Consider the following 24015-nt stretch of genomic DNA (forward strand, 5'->3'; position numbering starts at 1 on the left):
TTGCTCCTAAAGCAAAGACAATTTACGCGAAAAAACCTAAGCGAATTTCGCAGCTTCGGCGGCGATAACCCACTCTTCATTAGTGGGTACGATTAAAACAGGTTTTGTGGATGACGAAGTCGCTATGTTTCCTTTTGCACCAAAGCGCATAGCTTGGTTGTTTTGATCATCAATGGTAAAACCAAGATGGGAAAAATACCTCATGGTAATTGCACGAATATACGATGAATTTTCACCAATGCCACCTGTAAACACCACAGCATCTAATGACGGCACTGCTATCATGTAGCTAGATATATACTTGGCTAAGCGATAGCAGAACATTTCGAGGGCTAATAATGCGCCTTCGTGCCCCGCTTCTGCCGCTTCTTCTAGCGTACGGCAATCGTTGCTTAACCCGGAAATACCCGCCAACCCAGACTCTTTGTTAATCAATGAATTGATTTCAGCAGCAGACTTACCTAGCTTTTCTTGCAAAGTCCCTGGCAGGCTGGGGTCGATATCACCGCAGCGCGTGCCCATCATCAAACCTTCAAGGGGCGTAAACCCCATACTGGTATCTACCGCTACACCCTTTTCAATAGCGGTAACACTGCAACCATTTCCTAAGTGAGCACTAATAATACTGGTTTGTTCAACAGGCTTACTAAGCAATTGCGCAGTGCTATCTAGAATGAACTTGTGGCTAGTGCCATGGAAACCATATTTACGCACACCGTGCTGCTCGTACAAGGCCTTGGGTAGCGCATACATATAGGCACGTTTTGGCATTTGTTGGAAAAAAGAGGTATCGAACACGATGACATGAGGTAACGCTGGATACGCGGCTTGAGCAGTGGTAATCCCCTTCAAGTTCGCTAGATTATGCAACGGCGCCATACTGGCATATTCCTCTACAGAGGCTAATACGCCATCGTCGACTAACGCAGCTTCTTTGAACCGCTCACCACCGTGGACTACTCGATGTCCCAACGCTATTGGCTTAACGCCGGTACTGGTGACTATGTTCTGAATTGCCGCTAACGCTTCTGCATGAGACGCATTACTAGGTAGGGAGTGCTGTTCTTTTTGCCCGTTTAATTTAAACGATAATCTAGCATCATCATTTCCTAGGCTTTCAGCAATACCACTTAACCCAGCCTCACCTGTGTCGGCGTCGATAATGGCAAATTTTACTGACGAACTACCACAATTTAAAACAATAACTTCTTTTTTCATTCGATTTCTTGAGTTTGATTAAGTGACAAAAAGAACGCTAAGTGTAGCATTTACGTACATAAATGCTTACTTAATACTCTTTCAAGTAGAGTCTCATAATACTATCCCACACCACCCAAATACAATTAATTATCATTTAGTTCAGTATGCGTTAAACGTTATGCGAATCTATTTTCGCTACAAAAACTTTATTGATTTGATAGAACGCTAAATAGGAAGGGACAAAAACAAGGAGAGGTAAATAATTGTCGACACCTAAAACAATAGACTTTAATAATAAAAATTCGGTCGCACTTTAATAGTTCCGGTAATTAAGACTGTTACGTGTTAGAAGCCGGAAAAATCAGGGGGCTTTTACGTTTCAAAATAAAATTTAAAATTTTTTGAAAAAAAACCTTGAAAAGAATTTGAGCCACCCTATATCTATTATGTCGACGCTGAAAGCTCAGGTTGACAACACCGCCGCCGAATAGTCGGGGCGAATTATTTTTAACATATTGCTAAATTAATAGGATATGACTATGCGTACTATCGATCTATCTCCACTTTACCGTTCATTTATTGGTTCTGACCACTTAGCTTCATTAGTTGATGCTGCGTCTCGTGCTGAAAAACAAAGTACTTACCCCCCTTACAACATTGAATTGCTTGGCGATGACAAATATCGTGTCACTATGGCAATAGCGGGGTTCAGTAAAGATGACGTGTCCATTGAGGTTCAAGAAAACACCCTAGTAATAACGGGCACACGTAAGCCGGAAGAAAAAGAATCCGCCGAACGTAAGTTTCTTCATAAAGGAATATCCGAGCGTAATTTCGAAAGGAAGTTTCAGCTTGGCGACCATGTGAAGGTGTTAGCCGCTGATATGGAAAATGGGTTACTGCACATCGATATGGAGCGTGTCATACCCGAAGCTAAAAAACCTCGTCAAATTGAGATTGGTTCACGATTAATAGAGAGTTAAACAAGGCTTTTAAAAATCGTTTCCCTGATTTTGGACGGCGCTGAAAAGCGCCGTTTTTTCGTTTATACAGTGTGTAAAAAATAGGTTATTGGTAAGATTTATTCGGTAAGATTTATTGTATAATTTGCTTTACCGCCTTCAGCAGACTCGAACGTCCCTGAAATATCACAGTTAGATAGTTCACCCGTTGCACTGCCATCAATCGATGAGAAGTTGCTGCTGGCAATGCCATTTTCAAATTTTCCATCGTGTTTAAACGAAATTGTGCCTCGACGACCGTCTATAACCCCTACAAAACTCTCGAATCCAACGAATAGTGCCAACATTGATGTCTGATACGACATGAGAAATTCAACGTCGCTTTGCCCCGCCATGCTGCCTTCATAAGCTTGCGTAATGCTAGCATGGGTTTGCTTAACACCTTCTCGTTTTTCACTTAGTATATTTTCATCCCACCCCGTAATGGAAAATTGCCCATTGCAGTTCATTGTTTGCTCCAAAGAAAAAGTGTGGTCACACAATACAAGTGAGTTCGATGCCGTTCAACATAAAATTGTTACACTCTGTTACAGTCAATAATCAGGCTGTTAACTAAATAAACCCTTTTAAACGGGCAAGTCCGAACGCATTGCAGGTAGATGCATCTTTAATAGTGCCTTCAGTTATCATAGATTCTAATTCTTTAAAATGCACAGGTATGATTTTTAAATCCTCTTCCTCTATATCTAGCTTTTGCTCACCCTGCGTTAACCCTTTCGCAACGAATATATGATACCCCTGATTACAAAAGCCATAGGCAAGGTATTGAAAACCAACGTAATGCATTTCGTTGGCTGTAAACCCCGTTTCTTCTTTTAATTCGCCGGCGGCTAACACTTTCGGGTCGGCATCCGGGTTATCTTCCCAGGCACCTTGCGGAAATTCTAGCAATCGCTGCTCTACCGTATACCGGTATTGTTCAACCAAATAAACAATATCACCATCGATGGGAAGAATAATCGCAAAGTCTGGCTTTTCAACAACACCATAAATACCTTCGTTCCCACTAGCACGACGAATTTTATCTTCACGTACTTTTAGCCACTTATTTTCGTAAACCACTTTCGACGAAAGCGTTTCAATATCCTTATCCGACATAATAGCGCCTTTCAGTAAGTCTTAAAAAACTCAGTGTACAAGCGCCTATACCAAGGAGCAACTCCGTCCACCTACGAATTAACTATAGGTTGGACAGTCATTCAAAATAAACTGAAGAGGTTAGGTAATTAGATAAGAGGCACAGATAGTTAGCAGATAGAAGCAGATAGGACAGTCACACAAATATGCGTCATTTTAAGCTAAATAAGCAGGTTTAACGACGTAGATAAAATAGGATTAGAGGGTGGAATATAAGTTGTAAAAAATTGGACACACACTCATGTTCATCAAAATTAATGTGTGTGTCCAATATACGTTTTCTATAAATACATTCGATATCTAAATAAAGTAAATAGTGACAAAGCCTAACTTTTAGCTTTTATTCTCATCTTCTTGATCTGCATTGTTACGCAAGAAGCCGGCGGCCTCTTCTTCTTGTTCAAGGGTAATTTTGCTTTGAGGCTCGTCATTGTGGCTTCGGGTTTGCTGGTTTACCTGATGAATGGTTCCAGCGTTCGCTAAATCGGCCTCATTGGTGATAGATGCGATGGTTTCTCGGCCGCGAAGGAATGCCTTAATCTCAGAGACAATATCGCCAAGCTCGGCATCGTTCTTATTCATTCCCATAATGAAACGTGGCGACTCTAAGTTGTTCATACCGCTTGTAGCAAAAATAGAAGTATTGATTCTACTGGTTATGATCCAAGGGGTAATACTGCTTCGCACCACAACATTTTCGGAACGTGTAGAATCATGAATGGCCATGCCTGTAGATACACGAGACTCTGTATAGGTACCTTCCGTTTTCATAAACATGAGTAACGATGAGAATGTCATTTCCCCCCAAAACATGTGGGACGCTTTGTTCATCACATTGGCAGCACCACGAACCGTTAACCAGGCGAAGATTAACCAAATGAGGTTATTACCCATGGTAATTGCGGAATTAACTTGCTCATCGGTATTAACGCCTTGGCGAATAACTAAATCGAGCACTTCAGCTAGCTGCAACCCACCCACATAAAACAATATAGCTGCGGCAACTACGGCCACTTGTGCAACGGCAGTTAGGGTCATTTTCTTTTTCTCTGGCAAGGTAACACCGGCGGTTAATGTAGGCTGGGTTTCTATTAATAACTCGCCCTCAAAACTGCCTTTACCTTCTGCTTGCTCTTTTAGTCTAGGATCGAAGTCGGCATAGATACGATTTGGCACTTCACGGTATCTGCGGTTAGCAAGCACAATATTTTCAATATTGATAAAAATTTCATTCGGGTGAACCGACTCCTGCATATTAGCGCGGAATTCACTGACTTCAGTTTTCGGTGTAACCTGCCCCATTCGTTTGTAAAGTAACGGCATGATTAACGCCATCACAGCAATCACGCAAACTAGTAACAAGGCTAAGTTTGCCCAAGCGCTAAACAGTGGGAACGTATTTGCCCACGCTTGTACTTTATCGATATCGCGGCCAACCAACTCATCTAAGAATACACCCGCGCCTAACGGCACAACTATCGCTAGGCCAATAATCACCCCTAGCGATAAACTGCTCGCTTTCGCAAGTTGAGAGTTACCTTCATTGTGAATGCCTTTTGCGGTAGAGCCCCAATTCGCTATTAAGTACACAAGAAGCAATATTGAGAGCAAAGGCATCACCAATACTTTAGCTACCTCACCCGCTAACCCGTTGCTCACTAAAAAGTAGACAATAGCGAATGCAAGCAGCGCCACAAGAAAGGTCACCGCCATGGCAATAATTTCTTGAGATAAATGGCGCAAAGGAAAAGGTAGGAAAGTAAGTTTAGGAAGTACACTATGCACTAATCTGGCTAGCCAACCACGAGGCTCTTCAAACGTGGTGTTACGACGACCCATTAACATAGCGTGTAAGCTTTCTTTCGAATACAGCAGGGATTTTTTTTCGGCTTGCGCTGCATCCTGTTCGCAAACTGAGTGATTATACGCAAGAGAAGTAGGCACAGTACGCCCTACAAAAAACCGCATGAGCTGCAAAATACCCACCGCGCAATGTTTAATGCCTGACACGATCAGCACAAAAGCCACGCCTAGTAGCGTGTAACCACGCACTTTGTTCTCGGCAAACAAATCGGGCACGCCCGCTACTGCATAAATGGCTAAAGCGAGTACCAAGCCCCCGCCCACTGCGTGGAATACCCCTTCTTTTTTGAAGGGGTTGGCTATGCCTAACGTCTGTGAACCAAAATCATATGCCATCGAAAAAATCCCTGTTAAATAAAAGCTTATGCAGAATAAACTTTGCCTAAGGGTTAGGCAATGAAAAGTCTCAGCAAGATTGTAAAGGGTTGGCAGTTAAGCGCGAGCCTGCCACTTTAAATAGTCACCTAAAATAAGAGAAGCAAAATGAGTGTTTGTCCAACTAGTGAAGTGAGCCAATTTTTGGGGCCCAATATTTGGGGGGGGGAGTTAGTCATTGTCCTTTTTCATCGAACTAGGCTTCAGAAGTTAATCATTATCCACTTTAAACCCATCTATTGTGCGTTGAAGAAGAAGGTTGTTTTCTTTCATGTCACCCGATAATTTAGATAAATGTTGGGCTATATTTACTTCATGGCTAGCCGCCTTTTCGACGTTCACCACATCTTGCGCTATCACTGAGGTAGTAGCTGATTGTTGTTCTGCCGAGGAAGACATGCTGTTAGCCATACCTTCCACATTAGTAGCCGCTTCTTTTACTTTTTCTGCGGTGGTCCTTCCTTCGATAGTCACTTCCATAGAATTGGTAATAGAGGCCACATTTTTATTAATATCTGCCACCACTATCACACTGGCATCTTTTAAATTAGACAGCAAACTTGAGATTTTGTCAGAGGAGGCACGACTACTTTGCGCTAGCTTTCTCACTTCATCAGCAACAACGGCAAAACCTCTGCCATGTTCACCCGCGCGGGCCGCTTCAATAGCCGCGTTTAACGCCAATAAATTCGTCTGATCAGAAAGCGAGTTGATGGTATCGAGAATTGAACCAATTTCTGTAACTTGCTGCTCCATATCGGCGGCATTTTGTTGCACACCTTTAATATCATTAGATAGTACTTCCATACTATGACGAATTTTATCATTCGCTATTAGCGACTGCTCAGCTAAACCATCTAACTGTTTACTGGCACTTAACGTATCTAATGCGGCTTTAGCTATTTCCCTGCCAGTCGACGCAACTTGTTCAATTGCTGAAGCAATATTAGCGCTAAGTTGCTGAGTATTTCCCGCATCATCCAGCATTTCGCCACTAGAGTCTTCTAATTGATTGGAAAGCCTTGAGCTTGTGAGAATAGATTGCCCTAACCCACGCAAAAGATCCCGCAGCGCTAAAATGGTGGCATTGACTGAACGGGAAATATCGCCTAATTCGTTCTTCGTGCTCATTGATAAATCAATAGTGAGATCACCCTCTTTTGCTATTTTATCAAGGTTCGCCACCAACTTGTCTAACTGTTGCGTAATGATGCCGTGCAACGTGCGATATATAACAAAAATAATCAGCGTGAGTAGCACAATGGCTACGAATGTAATCACTAGGTTTGTGTTCGCGCTATTTGCTTTTGCGTTAACATCATTTAGCACGTAATCAAACCGCTCTTTTAGCAGCCCGGCAATCCCCCCAATTTGCTCTGAGGCTAATGCGAACCAATCTGTATTGGTGGGTAGTGAAGAGAAATCAGGGTTATCAGAGGTGGCTCCATTCACAATTCGATTAATTTCATTGCTTGTGGAACTGTTCAATAATGTTTGAAACCCAGTTAATGACTCGCCGTCTAAATTCAGCTTCAGCTTATCTTCTATGTACTTAGTTTCGTTGGTATAGGCTACCACCTGCTGCCTGACCGGATCGGAAATACTTCTGGCTGCTAGAACAGCGTTCATTTTACCTCGTCGCTGCCCCATTTTTTCTTTTGCTTGCGCAAACAGCAGCGCCTGTGACAGCGCCAGTTTAGCATCGGGGGCATTAACCAGCATGGTTAGCGCATTGGTAGTATTTAACGCGCGTTTATTAAGGCTACTGTAAAAGGAAAAAGCATTTTTCCCATTTAATTCGTCTACCTGCTGTCTAATCTCACCTTTATTTTTCAATAATGTAAAAACGGGTGAAAGAATGACGTTAATTGTCGATGAATTCTTCCAGTCCGACGCTATTATACTGTTTATTTTTTCAACCGCCGCATCGGCTTTCTCTCTTTGGCTTAACACTTTATTGTGCGATGCATCATTCGGATTACCTAAATAACCTGCCGTAATCCCCCTTTCGACCGCGTGATGATGTGCCACCCGTTCTACGGCTGTTATTATTGTCACTAATTTAATATCTTTTTGCGCAGAAGATAGTCGTTCTCTTGAGGAATTTATGTCTTTGTAGGCAAGAAACATTATTGATATGAACAAGGAGGCTGTACCTAAAATGGCAAGCTGCATTACTGATAGCTTTTTCAATACCATAACGAAGACAGCCTCTTAATAGGTAGATAACGTGGTTACAAAATTCAATAAGCACGTGGTTAGTGACAACAAGCAATTAATATCGCTGTTGCTGATAAACGCGTACGCTATTAAAAAGTAGCCTACTATTGGCGACTTTCACCTTTATCAATTAGTGTAAGGTTGTTTCGAAATCACAAGGCATTGCGCTTTTTTCCGTACAGTTGGACAGACACATAAGTAAATGTAGTAATCAAAACTAAACACGCAAACGTGACTGTCCTACGTTAAATGCGAGAGCTTAACTGATTTCCAATGCACTATGTAACACGACAGGAGGTTCAATTTTAACGATTATCTTAATATTTCATAACTGTGCTATCTTTCCTAACCAAACTTATAAAAAATGCGCTCATGGTCATTCGCTCTAGATTAATATGTTTACTGCTTCCATTCACTTTCTTCATATTCCTTTCTTCTTATAGTTTGGTGTTGAAGGCTGCCGAAAGTTTTAAAGGAGTTAACGCGCAATATTCTCTTGCACCAGATTTCGAAACGGCATTTACGCTTCTTATCGATGTGAAAGAAGACGTTACTAGCTGGTCGGCCAAAGAACAGGGTCAGTATTTTCAATGGCTGGGTTCGACCGCTGGCGAATTGGATAAACTTGACTTGGCTGAGAAGTATTTGAGTCAGTCGTTACAGATACTTGAAAGTGAACCTGTTTCAGTTCATGTAGTAATGGCTCTGCTAGAACGCTCATTCTTTCGCTATTTGGCAACTGGAGACCCAAATCATTACTGCCCCGACAGGTACAAAGCACTCAACATTGCCCGACATTTAGACGACGCAGAACATTTAGTATTGGCTCTTTCTCAAACCGCCTTTTGTGCCACTTCAACGAACAATTTTGCGGAAGGCTTAAGCCTACTCAACGAAGCATTGGCTCTGGAAGACCGCTATTCCATACCGCCATCAGACAAAGGCGTTATTTATAATGCGCTGGGTAATATCTATCGCTTTAACGGCTTACACGGAAAATCCTACGTATATTTATCGAAGGCTTTAACAGAATGGGAGAAAATAGACGACTATCAAGGTGTATTCAATATGCACCATACGCTGACACTCGAAGCCATAAGGCTGGCAGATTTCCAGCAAGCACAAACTCATGTGAACAGTCAGTTTGCCCTCGCTGAAAAAAGTAACGCAGGCCCCGACTTCTTCTTTTTTGCGCAGTTTAATCAGGGGCATGTTTACTACGCCAAGGAAAAATACCAAGACGCTTACAACCGATATCGCGATGCATTGGCGTTAAAAGAAACAACAGTAGAAACAGCGTTCGTTAATCAACTTTACTATCACCTTGCGCTAAGTGCATACCGAATAGGTGAGTTTAGCTCGGCGGCAGAATTCGCATCAAAATACACCATCGACAATGATGAACGTCCTGTCGAAGGCATTATCGCGAAATCACTCACGTCACTTTTAAATAACAAACCAGCATCTATAGAGAAGGTGGCGAGTTTACTTTCACTAAATACCTATTATGAAGATCACGTAAATTCACTGATACAAAAACAAGTTAGTATTGTCGCTTCTGAAAACGACATCACCGTCGCCCAGATGGAAAACGATATTTTACAAAGACAGTTAGCTATTTCCGAGCTACAGCTACATAAAAAGGAAAGCCAGGAAACAAATGCCAAGCTGAAGCTTTTCTTAGCAATTTCACTATCGTTTTTGCTGATTTTAGTGGTTATTTCCCTCGTAAAAGGCATTTCACGTTATAAGAAGATTGCAGACTATGACCATCTTACAGGTGTACACAACCGCCGAAGTGGGTTAAGAATTGGCGAGCGTATGATTACTCAAGCAAAGCGTTCAAAAGAAACCTTTACGGTAATCGCTTTAGATATTGATCATTTCAAAGTGGTAAACGACACCTACGGGCACGACGCTGGCGATGTGCTTCTTAATGCTGTGGTCAACACCTGTAAACACACCTTAAGAAAACATGACGTAATGGTTCGTATGGGCGGTGAAGAGTTTTTATTAATGTTGCCAAGCACTGAGCTGACAGACGCAACAGAAATAGCCCAGAGGGTATTGGTTAATATTGAGCGCATGGTGGTTAATTATGGACAAAAGCAGCTACAAGCAACGGTTAGCCTAGGTATAGCGTGCACTAATAACTCATCACAAGGCTTCAAAACCTTGCTGAAAAAAGCTGATGAGGCGCTTTACAGAGCCAAAAATGCGGGTAGGAATCAATACAAAGTGGATGAAAGTTACCAGTAAGTCAGTATATTTCATTGCTTACAAAAAAACGCCGAGCAGGGCTCGGCGGTTTTATCTTCAATAACACTTTCGTCTCTTTTAGATATATTGAACTTCAATAATCTCTACTTCAACACTGCCAGCTGGCGTTTGAATAGTCACCATATCATCAAGCTCTTTACCGATAAGGCCGCGAGCAATAGGTGAATTTACCGAAATACGGTTTTTCTTAATATCCGCTTCGTCGTCGCCCACTATCCGATATGTGGTTTCTTCGTCGGTATCGACATTCAAAATGGTAACGGTAGTGCCGAAAATAACCTTACCTTTGTTTTCCATTTTAGTGACATCGATAATTTGTGCGTTCGACAATTTACCTTCAATATCTTGAATACGGCCTTCGCAGAAACTTTGTTGTTCACGGGCGGCGTGATATTCAGCATTTTCTTTTAAGTCGCCGTGCTCGCGAGCTTCAGCAATAGACTGAATAATACGCGGGCGAGTTTTTGTTTTAAGTTCGTTTAGTTCGTCGCGCAGAAGCTGTGCGCCGTGCGCGGTCATTGGATACTGACTCATGAATACAGTCTCGACTGGATAGTTGATTTTAAACAGAAAAAAGTGCGCCTTTTCGGCGCACTTTTGATTGGTTCACATAAGTGTCATATACACAGGATACCGCGTATCCCATGTAATGTCATCAGTGTTAGAGTCTTGCGTGAAGCTCTTGTACAGAAGCCACCTTGTCACGATCGTCTGCTGACTTCGCACGAATAGTGGCAAAAGCAGCATTCATTGTGGTGGTGTAAGTCACCTTATTCAGCAACGCTTCTCGGCGAATATAAACCGAGTCGGTAATCGCTTGGCGACCTTCCGTTGTATTGATGATATAGGCGTACTCACCGTTTTTGATAGAGTCCACAATGTTAGGGCGGCCTTCAGACAGCTTATTCACAACAGAGCAGGCAATGCCGGCATCATAAAGTGTGGTCGCTGTGCCTCGCGTCGCTTCAATGCTAAATCCAGCGCTGTTCAATGCTTTGGCTAATTCGATAATTTTATTCTTATCGTTATTACGCACAGAGATTAACGCTTTACCTGATCTAGGTAATGGCGCCCCTGCACCTAAGTTAGCTTTAGCATACGCTTCTTCAAACGTGTCACCTACACCCATTACTTCGCCAGTAGAGCGCATTTCTGGGCCTAATAGTGGATCAACACCTTGGAATTTAGCAAACGGTAATACCACTTCTTTCACAGAGTAAAACGGAGGAATAATCTCTGTCGTAACACCCTGCTCTGCCAAGCTAACACCCGCCATCGCACGCGCGGCAACTTTAGCAAGTGGAACACCTGTGGCTTTCGATACAAATGGTACTGTACGTGCTGCACGCGGGTTAACCTCAATTAAATACACTTCGCCATCTTTTACCGCAAATTGTGTATTCATTAGGCCAACAACACCAAGTTCAAGCGCCATGGCTTTCACTTGTTCGCGCATAACATCTTGAATCTCTTTACTTAAAGAGTGAGGTGGCAATGAACAGGCTGAGTCACCAGAGTGAACACCGGCTTGCTCAATATGCTCCATGATTCCGCCAATAACGACTTCTTTACCGTCGCAGATTGCATCGATATCGACTTCGATGGCGTCATCTAAGAAGCGGTCTAGCAGTACAGGAGAATCATTAGAAACCTTCACCGCTTCCGTTAGGTAGCGTTTTAAGTCTTTAAGGTCGTAAACAATTTCCATTGCGCGGCCACCTAGTACGTACGAAGGACGTACTACAAGCGGAAAGCCAATACCATCAGCCATGGCAAGAGCTTGCTCAATGTTAGTCACGGTCGCATTCGCTGGCTGTTTAAGGCCTAGCTTATTCACCATTTGCTGGAAGCGTTCACGATCTTCTGCTCTATCGATAGCTTCAGGCGACGTACCAATAATGGGGACACCCGCAGCTTCAAGGGCACGTGCTAATTTAAGCGGCGTTTGGCCACCGTATTGCACTATGACGCCTTTTGGCTTTTCTTTAGCCACAATCTCAAGTACGTCTTCTAGCGTTACCGGTTCGAAGTACAAGCGGTCAGATGTGTCATAGTCGGTAGAAACCGTTTCAGGGTTACAGTTAACCATAATGGTTTCGTAACCGTCTTCACGCATTGAAAGCGCCGCGTGAACACAACAATAATCAAACTCGATACCCTGACCAATACGGTTTGGACCACCGCCTAACACCATAATCTTATCGTTGTCAGTGGGGTCAGCTTCACACTCTTCATCGTAGGTTGAATACATGTAAGCCGTGCTGGTAGAAAACTCTGCCGCACAGGTATCAACACGCTTATAAACTGGCGTTACACCAAAGCCACGACGGGTTTCACGAATGTCACCTTCCGCTACTTTCGTTAGCTCGGCTAAGCGAGAATCAGAGAAACCTTTGCGCTTAAGCTTACGCATAAGGTCTTCATCAATGCCGTGCAATCCGCACTCAGCAACCTGAGCTTCAAGCTGAATAAGCTCTTCAAGTTGAACTAGGTACCAACGGTCTACATTGGTGAGCGTAAATACTTCATCAACGGTCATGCCCATGCGGAACGCATCGCCAATGTACCAAATACGCTCAGCACCAGGCTCACGTAGTTCGTAAATCACTTTGTTGCGCGCTTCTGGGTCTTCTAAATCGACCATTGAGTTCAAGCCATTCGCGCCAACTTCAAGGCCACGAAGTGCTTTTTGTAATGACTCTTGTTGGTTACGACCAATCGCCATCACTTCGCCCACTGATTTCATTTGCGTGGTTAAGCGATCGTTCGCACCAGCAAATTTTTCAAAGTTAAAGCGAGGAATTTTTGTGACTACGTAATCGATTGAAGGCTCAAACGATGCTGGTGTTAAGCCTCCAGTAATATCGTTAGCAAGCTCATCAAGGGTGTAACCAATGGCTAACTTGGCGGCCACTTTAGCAATTGGGAAACCTGTGGCTTTTGATGCTAATGCAGATGAACGCGATACGCGCGGGTTCATCTCGATAATCACCATACGGCCTGTATTAGGATCTACACCGAACTGTACGTTCGAGCCGCCGGTTTCAACACCGATTTCACGTAATACTGCCATGGCGGCATTACGCATTAGCTGGAATTCTTTGTCAGTAAGGGTTTGCGCTGGCGCTACTGTGATTGAATCACCAGTATGTACACCCATGGCGTCGAAGTTTTCAATCGTACACACGATGATGCAGTTATCTGCACGGTCGCGCACTACTTCCATCTCGTATTCCTTCCAACCGATTAACGACTCATCAATGAGTAGTTCTTTGGTAGGCGAAAGGTCGAGACCACGGCCACAAATTTCGTTAAATTCGTCAATATTGTATGCAATACCGCCGCCGCTTCCACCCATGGTGAATGACGGACGAATGATACAAGGAAAGCCAATGCGCGTTAATACATCGTGGGCTTGATCCATGCTTTGTGCAATTTCAGCACGTGGGCATTCAAGACCAATGTTCTTCATTGCCTTGTCGAAGCGCTCACGGTTTTCGGCTTTATCGATAGCATCAGCCGTTGCACCGATAAGTTCAACATTGAACTCTTTCAATACACCGTGATGATCTAAGTCAAGCGCGCAGTTAAGTGCGGTTTGTCCGCCCATTGTTGGGAGAATAGCGTCCGGACGCTCTTTTTCGATAATTTTGCGTACCACTTCCCAATGAATTGGCTCGATGTATGTTGCATCGGCCATTTCAGGATCGGTCATGATAGTAGCGGGGTTCGAGTTAACCAGAATAACGCGATAACCTTCTTCGCGTAGCGCTTTACATGCTTGAGCGCCTGAATAGTCAAACTCGCAGGCCTGGCCAATAACAATAGGGCCAGCACCTATGATGAGAATACTTTTTATGTCGGTACGTTTTGGCATAGCGGGCTCGTTCCTACTGCTTGTGTTGTTCGATTAATTCAATGAAGTGGTCGAATAGCGGCGCAGCTTCGTGCGGTCCTGGGCTTGCTTCTGGGTGCCCTTGGAAACTAAACGCTGGCTTATCGGTACGATGAATACCTTGTAACGACTTATCGAACAACGAAACATGCGTTACTTCTAAATTAGAAGGTAGGCTTGATTCATCTACAGCGAAGCCATGGTTTTGACTGGTGATCATAACCACATTGCGTTTTAAGTCTTTCACTGGATGGTTAGCACCATGGTGACCAAACTTCATTTTCACCGTAGTAGCACCACTGGCTAGCGCAAGTAGTTGATGACCTAAACAGATACCAAACACTGGCAAACCTGTTTCAACGATAGTTTTAATCGCTGTAATGGCATAATCGCACGGCTCAGGATCACCAGGGCCGTTAGATAAGAATACACCATCAGGCTGCATAGCCAACACTTCTTCAGCAGGTGTTTGCGCTGGTACCAAGGTAACGCGACAACCACGGTCTGCAAGCAAACGTAAAATGTTGCTCTTAACCCCGTAATCGTAAGCGACTACATGATATTTACTATCGGCTGGAGTGATATACCCTTCGCCCAATTTCCAGCTGCCTTCAGTCCAGTTTTTTGGCTCAGTAATGCTTACTACTTTTGCCAAATCCATGCCTTTCAAGCCAGGATAATCTTTTGCTTGTGCTAACGCGCTCGCTTCATCTAACTCATCAGTACAAACGATGCAGCCGTTTTGCGCGCCTTTATCACGTAAAATACGTGTTAAACGACGGGTGTCGATATCGGCTATACCTACAACGCCTTTGGCTTTGAGGTATTCAGATAACGTTTGTTGTTGACGGAAATTACTAGCAACCAATGGTAAGTCACGAATGATAAGACCTTTAGACCAGATTTTATCTGCTTCAACGTCTTCTTCGTTAATACCGGTATTGCCAATATGTGGATAAGTAAGGGTAATGATTTGTTCAGCGTAGGATGGGTCAGTGATGATTTCTTGATAGCCTGTCATTGAAGTATTAAAAACCACTTCACCAACGGCAGTACCTTGCGCACCTATCGCCGTTCCTTTAAAGACAGAACCATCCTCTAACACCAAAAGGGCAGAATTAGCCAAGTCAACCTCCAGATTAAGGATAACTATGTGTTTGAACAGAATTTCTGTCCAAACCCCACAAAAAATGAGAGTACTGATTTAACAGCGCTCATTTTACGATCTTTGCAGCTAATAAAACCGTGCTCTACAGCCAGTTTTATAGCTTTAGAATACGAAATTCGGGCAAATTCCGGCGAGTATACATGACTGACTAAAAATGTCTAATTTAAATATCAAAAATCATTAAAATCACCACTTAAACTCATTTACCTTGTATAACCGCCAAAACCACCACTTATTAGCCTGAAATAATTTCACTTAAGCTGCTGTTAAAATTAAAAACACCGCTATAGCGTTTGGCTTTTATTTTAAATCTAAAACATCAACCATAGAATATAACCCTGCTGGCTTATCATGCAGCCACTGGGCAGCGTGCACAGCCCCTTTTGCAAATGTCAGTCGGCTAGATGCCTTATGGGTTATTTCTAATCGCTCACCAATATCAGCGAACAAAGCGGTATGCTCACCTACAATATCGCCTGCGCGAACGGTAGCAAACCCAATAGTGCCTTGGTCGCGCTCAGGTTCTTTTCCTTCACGGCCGTATACTGCACATGTCTTTAAGTCACGACCCAGTTCATCGGCAATAGCTTCACCAATGGCCATGGCGGTGCCGGAAGGTGCATCTTGTTTAAACCTGTGGTGGGCTTCCATAATTTCTATATCAGCCGTGTTACCTAACGCCTTCGCAGCTTGTCGAACCAATGACAACATCAGGTTAACGCCCACGCTGTAGTTAGCCGCAAATACAATAGGAATGGTTTTCGCCGCTTCATCTAGCGCAGCCAATTGGCTTTCACTTAGCCCAGTAGTACCAATGACCACTGGCATTTTGTTGGCCACACACCATGCAATATTATTTTCAAACACCACTGGCAATGTAAAATCAATCATTACATCGGCGTGTGATTGGGTTAAAGCAGACATGCCTAAGCAATCAATTGGCTTTTTGCCAATGCCTGCCAGTTCGCCTACATTCATGCCAACCCAAGGAGAGTCATCGCGCACCGTAGCAACGCTCAATTCTGCATTCTCGTTTTGATCTAGTGCTTCAATAAGCACCCGACCCATGCGCCCATTGGCGCCAAATAAACCTACTTTCATTTACGTTATTCTTTTCCTTTAACAGTAAACGCATTTTGCCAAATGCAGTTACTATTGCAACGAGATAAGCTTAAATATTACCGATAATTGAAAAATTGCAGCATTAATACAAAAAAGGCGGGCAACCTATCGTTTTTAACGGTAAAAATAGCTAGCATGATAGCCTGTGGGTTTACCCCAAGACCTAGATGACGTGAAAAATACCGTTTATTGAATTACTTCAAAACACATAGGCAGAATAATATGCATAAACAGCTTATATGGGATCTCCCCACTCGGCTTTTCCACTGGCTATTGGTTGCCAGTATTGCAGCACAATATATTACCGCTGAGTGGATGGATGATGCGACCCAATGGCATTTCTATATTGGCTACTTCACCTTAGGGCTTTTAGTATTTAGGGTGATTTGGGGAGTCATAGGCCCAACTTATGCCCGCTTTAGTCAATTTGTGAAAGGCCCTAGTGCGGTAATAGGTTATTTACGTACGCTGTTTGATAAAAACAGCGCCGCTGTGGCAGGCCACAATCCCCTCGGTGGCTGGTTTGTGGTAGTAATGATTTCACTGTTGTTGGTACAAGCAGTAAGCGGCTTGTTTATGACCGATGATATTTTTCTAGATGGCCCCTATCGCCATCTTGTCAGCGGTAGCACGTTAGACCTTATGAATACCTTGCACCATCTCGCCTTCGAGATTTTACTGTGGGTAATAGGCTTACATGTTGCCGCTATTGGGTTTTATGCCGTGTATAAAAAGCAAAAACTTGTGCCCCCTATGTTTCATGGCAAAAAAGAAACTCAAGCTCCCCCTATTCCTTCATCGCGCCTTTTGCTAGCTCTGGCTATAGCACTAATGACAGCGGCTGCGCTTTACTACGCGATAGAAATTGCGCCGCCCGCACCTGAAGTAGAAGAGTACTTCTAACTCCTTGTGCAAGAGAAAAGATAAGGCTTAGCGTTCAACTAAGCCTTTGTGTTTCATTAAATCGGCAATCTCTGTCACACTGGCTGGGTCGTCAATGGTAGACGGTATATTGATTGGCTCATCAGCCGCGATTTGCCTTAACAGTTTACGCAATATTTTCCCTGAACGTGTTTTTGGCAAGCGGCTCACAATAATGGCACGCTTGAAGCTGGCTACCGGGCCTATCGTATTTCGTACTTTAGCAATGAGCTCTTGCTCAAAGGCCGCTTCTTCTACTTCAACGCCATCTTTAAGTAAGACTAAGCCTACTGGAATCTGCCCTTTTAGCGCGTCAGCCACTCCAATAACACTGCACTCAGCCACCGCATGGTGTGAAGCCAGTACTTCTTCCATTTCCCCAGTTGATAATCGATGCCCCGCCACATTGATGACATCGTCGGTTCTGCCCATAATGAACACAAACCCTTCTTCATCTATGTACCCATTATCACCCGTGCTGTAATAACCTTCGAATTCCTGCAAATACCCTTGGGTGAAACGCTTATGGTCTCGCCAGATAGTCGTTAAACACCCGGGAGGCAACGGCAAAGAAATGGCTATTACCCCTTTTTTACCTACGGAGACTTGCTCCCCACTTGAACCGAGCACTTTTACGTTAAAGCCGGGGGTTGGTACGCTAGATGAACCAGGTTTAGTGCTCAAAGGTTCTATGCCAATGGGATTAGAACAAATGGGCCATCCGGTTTCGGTTTGCCACCAATGATCAACCACCGGCTTACCGGTTTTTTCCACAGTCCAATGATATGTTGGCGGATCTAATCGTTCTCCTGCCATAAAAATAGTACGCAAGCTACTTAGGTCATAACGGCCGATGCAACTAGCTTCAGGGTCTTCTTTTCTAATCGCTCTGAATGCCGTTGGCGCTGCAAACAGTACACTTATTTTATGCTGCTCTACCATACGCCAGAATGCGCCAGCATCTGGTGTACCTACGGGCTTGCCTTCAAACATGACAGTAGTAGCCCCCTTTATTAGGGGTCCATAAACAATGTAAGAGTGCCCTACTACCCAGCCCACATCAGATGCTGCCCAAAAAACATCACCTTGATCTATTCCGTAAATGGCTTGCATAGAATAATTAAGTGCTACCGCATGACCACCATTGTCACGAACAACCCCTTTGGGTTTGCCCGTTGTGCCAGAGGTATACAAAATATAAAGGGGGTCGGTAGCATCTACGGCTGTGCATTCTACTGGCTCGCTGGCTTGACACAATGCTTGCCAATCGTGGTCAAAATCATCAACAAGAGAAGCGGCAAGCTGTTTGCGTTGATAAACAACGCAGCCTACCGGTTTGTGGTGAGCAAGGGCAATAGCGTCGTCAACCATGGGTTTGTAAGGCAGTAGTTTTTTACCTTCTATTCCGCACGACGCCGTAATAATGAGTGCAGGTTCGGCATCATCAATTCTGACCGCTAATTCACTGGCGGCGAAGCCACCAAATACCACCGAGTGAATTGCGCCAATTCTTGCAACCGCTAACATTGCTACCGCCGCTTGAGGGATCATAGGCATATACACAATAACGGTATCGCCTTTCGTCACACCAAGGCTAGTGAGTGCGCCCGCTAACGTAGCCACCTCATTGAGTAGGGTATTGTAGGTCCAGGTTTCTTGCGTGTTGGTAACAGGGGAATCGTAAATTAGTGCCGCGCTCTCACCGCGGCCAGCGTTTACATGGTGATCTAATGCCAAATAACTAGTATTAAGCTTTCCCCCTTTAAACCACTGAGGATAGCCGTTTGTATCTTCGCTAATTGCTGTTTTAGGGGGAGTAAACCAGTCGAGATACTGTGCTTTATCTAGCCAAAATGCTTCTGGGTTATCAATTGACGCCTGATATTCTTGATGATAATTCATGACCGTTTCCGCAGTAAAGTATTACTTTACCCTACTTCATAAACATGAATTTATCGTATAAGACTTCAGGCTTACGTTAATTAAGCTACTGTATTCACTGAAATTATTTATTAAACCTTTGTGCTATCAGCATCGTCAATTTGGTGTTAGTGAATATAAACACGGGGCTTAATGTGGTTCGCTTTACCCAATAGTCACGCTATTTCACTGGTAATTTTGCACGCCAATCTCTGACATTAAGAGGCCTGTCTAGAAAGTACCCTTGAAAAACATGACAACCACGCTTCTTTGCATCGTCAAATTGCGTGGTATTTTCTATTCCTTCTGCCACAGTTCTTAGCTCGAATATATTTGCGATATCGAAAATACTGTTTAATAGCGGGCTTTGCGCCCCCTTCCCATCCTCTTCATCAATAAAGTGCCTATCAAGTTTTACTTCTTTTATGCAAAGGTCGCGAAGGTAACTTAAATTCAAATTACCACTACCAAAATGATCTATGGAAAAAGATACCCCTTTCTCTGATAGCTCTTTCATTGAGTTACGTACCAAAGCAAAACTTCCGATAAGTTCGGCCTCTCTAAGTTCAATGGTGAGGCTCCCCGTAGGAATATTCCAATGAGCAATCACTGCGAGCATTTTTTCGCTAAAGTCGGCTCTAGCCATATGTTTGGCACTAATATTAATTGAGAGCCGTGTTCTCAAACCGCTTTTATTACACTCGTATAATAGCTTTCCGCATTCATTCATCACCCATTGGCCAATTTCTACTATTGCATCAGTCTCTTCAGCAATAGGAATAAACTCAGCGGGGGTAATTAAGCCTAATTGGGGGTGCTGCCAACGAACTAACGCCTCGGCACACACCATACTGCCATCGCCCTCATATTGGGGTTGCAACTCAATGAAGAGTTCATGATTACTGACAGCAGCACCAAGGGATTGTCGAATAAAATTGTATCGGTCATAACCCACACTAGAAGCACTATGAAAAACCACTGGTGTATTTACTTGGTCTGCGCTCAGTTGGTTATACCCTTGGGAAAGCATATGCCTGACTTTCGTCACGCTTGCCTCCATGCCCTTAAGCTGGCAAATGGTCACTACGGCATAAATTTTATGCGGGCTATTGTGCAAGGTGATATCGCTACACACTTCATCGGTAAATTGCTGTTTAACTGCATCAATAGCGTGGCGAGCTTCTTTATCTTCCTCGGTAATGACGTCTTCGTATAACAAATAAAAGTTGCTTTCTGCGCCTCTGTAAATAGAGAAGGGTTTAGAAAATGTTCGGGTGAGCCTAGAGGCAAGAATACGCATAACATAATCGGCGGTAGGCTGGCCAAACGCCTGCTTATACTGACTTATATTGTCGATAGAAATTTGCGCACAATAGATATCAGCATAGGTTACTCCCGCTTTTCGAATTACACACTTCAACCCCTTTTCGAACAGTTTAGTGTTTGGCAGTTGGGTGATATTGTCATAGAAAGCCGCTTGATAAACTTGGTCTGCCAATTGTTTTCGAACACTCATATCTCGAAATACCACCACTATCCGTTTCTGCATATCGAAATGAAAAGAAGATAATGAAATATCAACAGGGATCAGGCCACCATTTTTATGGCTAACAAAGTGGTGTTCCACGGAAGCTTTAGTGGTTTTCCTCCCCCCTTCCATGAAAGTTTTCAGGTGATCTTTAGTATTTTGTGATTCAACTTTAGGCACCAATATACAGATATCTTGCCCTATTAGTTCATCAGCATCGTAACCTAGCACATGCTCAACCGTGTTGTTTGCCGTGATCACTGTGCCTTCTTCATCAATCGTCACTAGCGCATCTGCAATACTGTCCAAAATAGTAGAAAGGTATTCCGTGTAGTTGTGTTGGGTATCCGATAAGCGTTTATGTTCTGTTATATCCTGTACAGAACCATAAATTCTATACACATTGTCTTGATGCTTTTGAGTACCATCCGACTGAGGTGTACCCGTCATTTTTAGCCAGCGCCGATAACCTTCAGCATTGATGTACTCTACTTCTAATGCAAAAGTAGAGAGTGACTTAATTGCCGCTTTCATCTCCTTGGCAATTTTTTCGCGGCTATCTTGTGGGAAGTTGGCTAACGCTCGCTCTACCGTGATATCTCTTCCAGGCGTAACACCGAACAATAAGTAGGTTTCTCGTGTCCACGCGACAACCCCAGCATGTAAATCGAGCTCCCAGCCACCAACATGAGAGATACGCCCTATTTCATTGAGTAACTGAATCTTTTCGGCGAGCTTGTCGGTAAAGGGATGCTGAATAAGTTTATATTGAAGACTTAGTTCTATTTGCTGGCGGGCGATACTGGCGTAATGCTTTTGTTGATTCGTTAATTGGTGACATGGGAGCACAATAAAAACAGCACCAATAATATTACCTTGAAAATCTTTTATCCCACCGACAATCACGTTTTGGTTGACACATTTTTTTAGCGCCTCTGGCCATTCAAAATCACTGCCCGGTAAAGTGGCACTCATTTCTGTCATTGATAATAGGAGTTGAGCATGCTTGGGCATGACCAGTGTTTGTTTCTTTGAATCGGCATTATTATCATCGCAGAATAGAATATCCACGCGACTGGCGGTAGGAGGTAATGAAACGAGCAAGACTGCGGTAGCTTCCGTATTTACTCTGGCTTCACTCAACCGCGAGGTAACTTCTGGCAAACTACTATCTTGTAAAGAGCCCAACAATCCGTCGTGAAGCTGCATTATAGGTGAACTCCAATCCATCTCAAGATGGTTATAGTACGATCATTTATCGTTGAATATTGGCTTAATGTCTTTCATTGCTTACGCAAAACTGTGATCACTATTTAACCAACAATAGTGAGTTTTTATTACTTTTTCCAGCACATTTGCAATAAGAAATGAGTAATCACCTGACATATAATAAGAATTTATGCGCCAGTATAAATAAGTCGTATATTTAAAGTGATAAACATGAGGGAATATGAATAACAGCGCACGAAAGCTCATGCGCTGCGAATGACTCAAAGGGTTAGTCTTTTTTGTAGTCGTCGTGACAAGACTTGCAGCTTGCACCTATTTTGCCAATCGCGCCGCGATAAGCACCTTCATCCCCTGCTTTTACTGCCGCTTGTAAGCCCATAGAGGCTTCTTTTAAAGCAGCAATCTTGGTTTCTACGTCCGGGAAGTTTTCCCATAACGCGTCTTTAGCACCTGTCTCGACGTTGAATTTACGTGTATCGACTGACAAGTAATCACTCATCATATCTGCAAGTTGTTCCAAACGTACGCCATTGGTCATCATCACAGACTCGTCAAAAGGTAGCGCACCTTTCGCCATGCCGCCCAACGGTCCCATATTGCTGCGTATCAATTGGAACATTGCTTGGCGGTATTGCGTCGCCGCTTTTGCGTGCTTTTCTGACGAGGCTTCTGATGTTTCCGTCGCCGCAATGGCACCACCAGCTAAAACGGTTGCTAACGTTGCGGTAGCTAACGTGTTCTTTATTATCTTTCCTAGATTCTTGCTCATAGTTATCGCCATGCCTGTTCGTTGTGTTGGTCTGGTTTCTATCCTGACGAATACCCACCTTTTGCGCAAGGTTTTAGCATGTAAATTTTGTATTTTTCCGATGTTTAGGACAAAAAAAAGCCCTCCTAAGAGGGCTTTTTTAATGCGATACAATTTAGTTAGTTAAATCATCGAAAAACTTTTTCACACCGTCAAAGAAGCCTTGTGCTTTTGGACTGTGTTTACTTGATGCTTTACCCATCGATTCTTCTAATTCTTGCAGCAATTCTTTTTGACGTGATGATAAGCTAACCGGTGTTTCCACCACGACTTTACACATCAAATCGCCAACCGCGCCACTTCGAACCGATTTAACGCCTTTACCACGTAAACGGAACATACGTCCTGTCTGGGTTTCAGGGCTAATCTTAAGTTTCACTTTGCCATCGAGCGTAGGTACTTCTAGCTCGCCACCTAGCGCTGCTGTTGTGAAACTTAATGGTACTTCACAGTACAAGTTGTTGCCGTCACGCTGGAATATTTTGTGTTCACGCACATGTACTTGAACATACAAGTCACCTGCCGGTGCACCATTCTCTCCTGCTTCGCCTTCGCCAGATAAACGAATACGATCGCCGGTATCAACACCAGATGGGATCTTAACATTAAGGGTTTTGGTTTTTTCTTTACGACCATGGCCATGACAGCTATTACATGGATCTTCAATAATCTTGCCTTTGCCTGAACAGGTTGGGCAAGTTTGTTGAACCGCAAAAAAGCCTTGGCGCATTTGCACCTGACCGTTTCCATGACAGGTTGGGCACGTTTTGGGCGTAGAGCCTTTCTTCGCACCAGAACCGTCACACACTTCACATTCAACCAATGTAGGCACGCGAATATCAACGCTTTTGCCACGTACCGCTTCTTCAAGCGAGAGTTCTAGGTTGTAACGAAGGTCTGAGCCCTGACGAGCACGTGATTGACGACCGCCGCGAGCACCGCCGCCACCGAAAATATCACCAAATACATCACCGAAGATATCACCGAAGTCGCCACCACCACCAAAGCCAGCGCCACCGCGATTAGGATCTACACCAGCGTGGCCATACTGATCGTAAGCGGCACGCTTTTGCGCATCGTTTAATACTTCGTAGGCTTCCTGGATTTCCTTGAATTTAACTTCAAGGGCTTTATCGCCCTGTGTACGGTCTGGGTGATATTTCATCGCTAGCTTTTTATACGCTTTTTTGATTTCGCGTTCGCCAGCGCCTTTATCTACCCCAAGCACTTCGTAGTAGTCACGTTTCGACATAGTGTTTACTTATCCTACCTATTATTATCACAAGCACGTTGTTCGAGCACATTATCGCCCTTGTGAAACTACAT

General features: G+C 43.7%; 16 protein-coding genes. 3 read left to right on the forward strand and 13 right to left on the reverse strand.

Features of this window, described 5'->3' with window-relative positions:
* Nucleotides 1-36 precede the first annotated feature (36 nt).
* Complete coding sequence (locus tag FLAVO9R_RS10865) at nucleotides 37-1218, reverse strand: acetate kinase (protein WP_159531199.1); 1182 nt, start codon at nucleotides 1216-1218, stop codon at nucleotides 37-39.
* 521 nt (nucleotides 1219-1739) lie between these two features.
* Between FLAVO9R_RS10865 and FLAVO9R_RS10870 the strand changes: the two genes are divergently transcribed.
* Entirely contained in the window at nucleotides 1740-2183 is a 444-nt protein-coding gene (locus tag FLAVO9R_RS10870) for an Hsp20 family protein (RefSeq protein ID WP_057792724.1), read from the forward strand.
* A gap of 98 nt (nucleotides 2184-2281) precedes the next feature.
* On the opposite strand, the gene FLAVO9R_RS10875 is transcribed toward FLAVO9R_RS10870, so the two are convergent.
* The 4 genes from FLAVO9R_RS10875 to FLAVO9R_RS10890 all read right to left on the reverse strand — a co-directional run bounded on the left by FLAVO9R_RS10875 (nucleotide 2282) and on the right by FLAVO9R_RS10890 (nucleotide 7796).
* Nucleotides 2282-2671: a DUF3224 domain-containing protein gene (locus FLAVO9R_RS10875; protein WP_159531201.1), complete on the reverse strand. Its 390-nt coding sequence runs from the start codon at nucleotides 2669-2671 to the stop codon at nucleotides 2282-2284.
* A 103-nt stretch (nucleotides 2672-2774) separates the two neighbouring features.
* Nucleotides 2775-3320 (reverse strand): NUDIX domain-containing protein, encoded by a 546-nt coding sequence (locus FLAVO9R_RS10880; RefSeq protein WP_159531203.1) that lies wholly within the window; start codon nucleotides 3318-3320, stop codon nucleotides 2775-2777.
* 372 nt (nucleotides 3321-3692) lie between these two features.
* Nucleotides 3693-5558, reverse strand: coding sequence for a hypothetical protein (locus FLAVO9R_RS10885; protein WP_159531205.1), 1866 nt, complete (start codon nucleotides 5556-5558; stop codon nucleotides 3693-3695).
* A 249-nt stretch (nucleotides 5559-5807) separates the two neighbouring features.
* Nucleotides 5808-7796: a methyl-accepting chemotaxis protein gene (locus FLAVO9R_RS10890; RefSeq protein ID WP_159531206.1), complete on the reverse strand. Its 1989-nt coding sequence runs from the start codon at nucleotides 7794-7796 to the stop codon at nucleotides 5808-5810.
* Between the two features lie 393 nt (nucleotides 7797-8189).
* On the opposite strand from FLAVO9R_RS10890, the gene FLAVO9R_RS10895 reads away from it, so the two are divergent.
* Nucleotides 8190-10076 carry a tetratricopeptide repeat-containing diguanylate cyclase gene (locus FLAVO9R_RS10895; RefSeq protein WP_232370630.1) on the forward strand — a complete coding sequence of 629 codons (1887 nt, stop codon included), beginning with the start codon at nucleotides 8190-8192 and terminating at the stop codon, nucleotides 10074-10076.
* Nucleotides 10077-10154: 78 nt separating this feature from the next.
* Here FLAVO9R_RS10895 and greA read toward each other — a convergent pair whose 3' ends face one another.
* The 4 genes from greA to dapB all read right to left on the reverse strand — a co-directional run bounded on the left by greA (nucleotide 10155) and on the right by dapB (nucleotide 16261).
* Entirely contained in the window at nucleotides 10155-10631 is a 477-nt protein-coding gene (gene greA, locus FLAVO9R_RS10900; RefSeq protein WP_159531210.1) for a transcription elongation factor GreA, read from the reverse strand.
* Between the two features lie 127 nt (nucleotides 10632-10758).
* Nucleotides 10759-13974, reverse strand: coding sequence for a carbamoyl-phosphate synthase large subunit (carB, locus tag FLAVO9R_RS10905; RefSeq protein WP_159531220.1), 3216 nt, complete (start codon nucleotides 13972-13974; stop codon nucleotides 10759-10761).
* Between the two features lie 13 nt (nucleotides 13975-13987).
* Nucleotides 13988-15118 carry a glutamine-hydrolyzing carbamoyl-phosphate synthase small subunit gene (carA, locus tag FLAVO9R_RS10910; RefSeq protein ID WP_159531231.1) on the reverse strand — a complete coding sequence of 377 codons (1131 nt, stop codon included), beginning with the start codon at nucleotides 15116-15118 and terminating at the stop codon, nucleotides 13988-13990.
* A gap of 342 nt (nucleotides 15119-15460) precedes the next feature.
* Nucleotides 15461-16261 (reverse strand): 4-hydroxy-tetrahydrodipicolinate reductase, encoded by an 801-nt coding sequence (gene dapB / locus FLAVO9R_RS10915; RefSeq protein ID WP_159531233.1) that lies wholly within the window; start codon nucleotides 16259-16261, stop codon nucleotides 15461-15463.
* A 243-nt stretch (nucleotides 16262-16504) separates the two neighbouring features.
* Between dapB and FLAVO9R_RS10920 the strand changes: the two genes are divergently transcribed.
* Nucleotides 16505-17185: a cytochrome b/b6 domain-containing protein gene (locus FLAVO9R_RS10920; RefSeq protein ID WP_159531235.1), complete on the forward strand. Its 681-nt coding sequence runs from the start codon at nucleotides 16505-16507 to the stop codon at nucleotides 17183-17185.
* A gap of 27 nt (nucleotides 17186-17212) precedes the next feature.
* Here the strand turns inward: FLAVO9R_RS10920 and FLAVO9R_RS10925 are convergent, their stop codons facing one another.
* The 4 genes from FLAVO9R_RS10925 to dnaJ all read right to left on the reverse strand — a co-directional run bounded on the left by FLAVO9R_RS10925 (nucleotide 17213) and on the right by dnaJ (nucleotide 23941).
* The gene (locus tag FLAVO9R_RS10925; protein ID WP_159531237.1) at nucleotides 17213-19105 is read right to left on the reverse strand and encodes a propionyl-CoA synthetase; all 1893 of its coding nucleotides are present in this window, start codon (nucleotides 19103-19105) and stop codon (nucleotides 17213-17215) included.
* Between the two features lie 199 nt (nucleotides 19106-19304).
* On the reverse strand, nucleotides 19305-21860 hold the full coding sequence (locus tag FLAVO9R_RS10930) for a GGDEF domain-containing phosphodiesterase (protein ID WP_159531239.1): 2556 nt from the start codon (nucleotides 21858-21860) through the stop codon (nucleotides 19305-19307).
* A 289-nt stretch (nucleotides 21861-22149) separates the two neighbouring features.
* Nucleotides 22150-22650, reverse strand: coding sequence for a c-type cytochrome (locus FLAVO9R_RS10935; RefSeq protein ID WP_232370631.1), 501 nt, complete (start codon nucleotides 22648-22650; stop codon nucleotides 22150-22152).
* Between the two features lie 154 nt (nucleotides 22651-22804).
* Nucleotides 22805-23941 carry a molecular chaperone DnaJ gene (dnaJ, locus tag FLAVO9R_RS10940; protein ID WP_159531241.1) on the reverse strand — a complete coding sequence of 379 codons (1137 nt, stop codon included), beginning with the start codon at nucleotides 23939-23941 and terminating at the stop codon, nucleotides 22805-22807.
* Nucleotides 23942-24015 lie beyond the last annotated feature (74 nt).

This window comes from Alteromonas sp. 38, from assembly GCF_902506055.1.
Classification (GTDB): Bacteria; Pseudomonadota; Gammaproteobacteria; order Enterobacterales; family Alteromonadaceae; genus Alteromonas; species Alteromonas lipotrueae.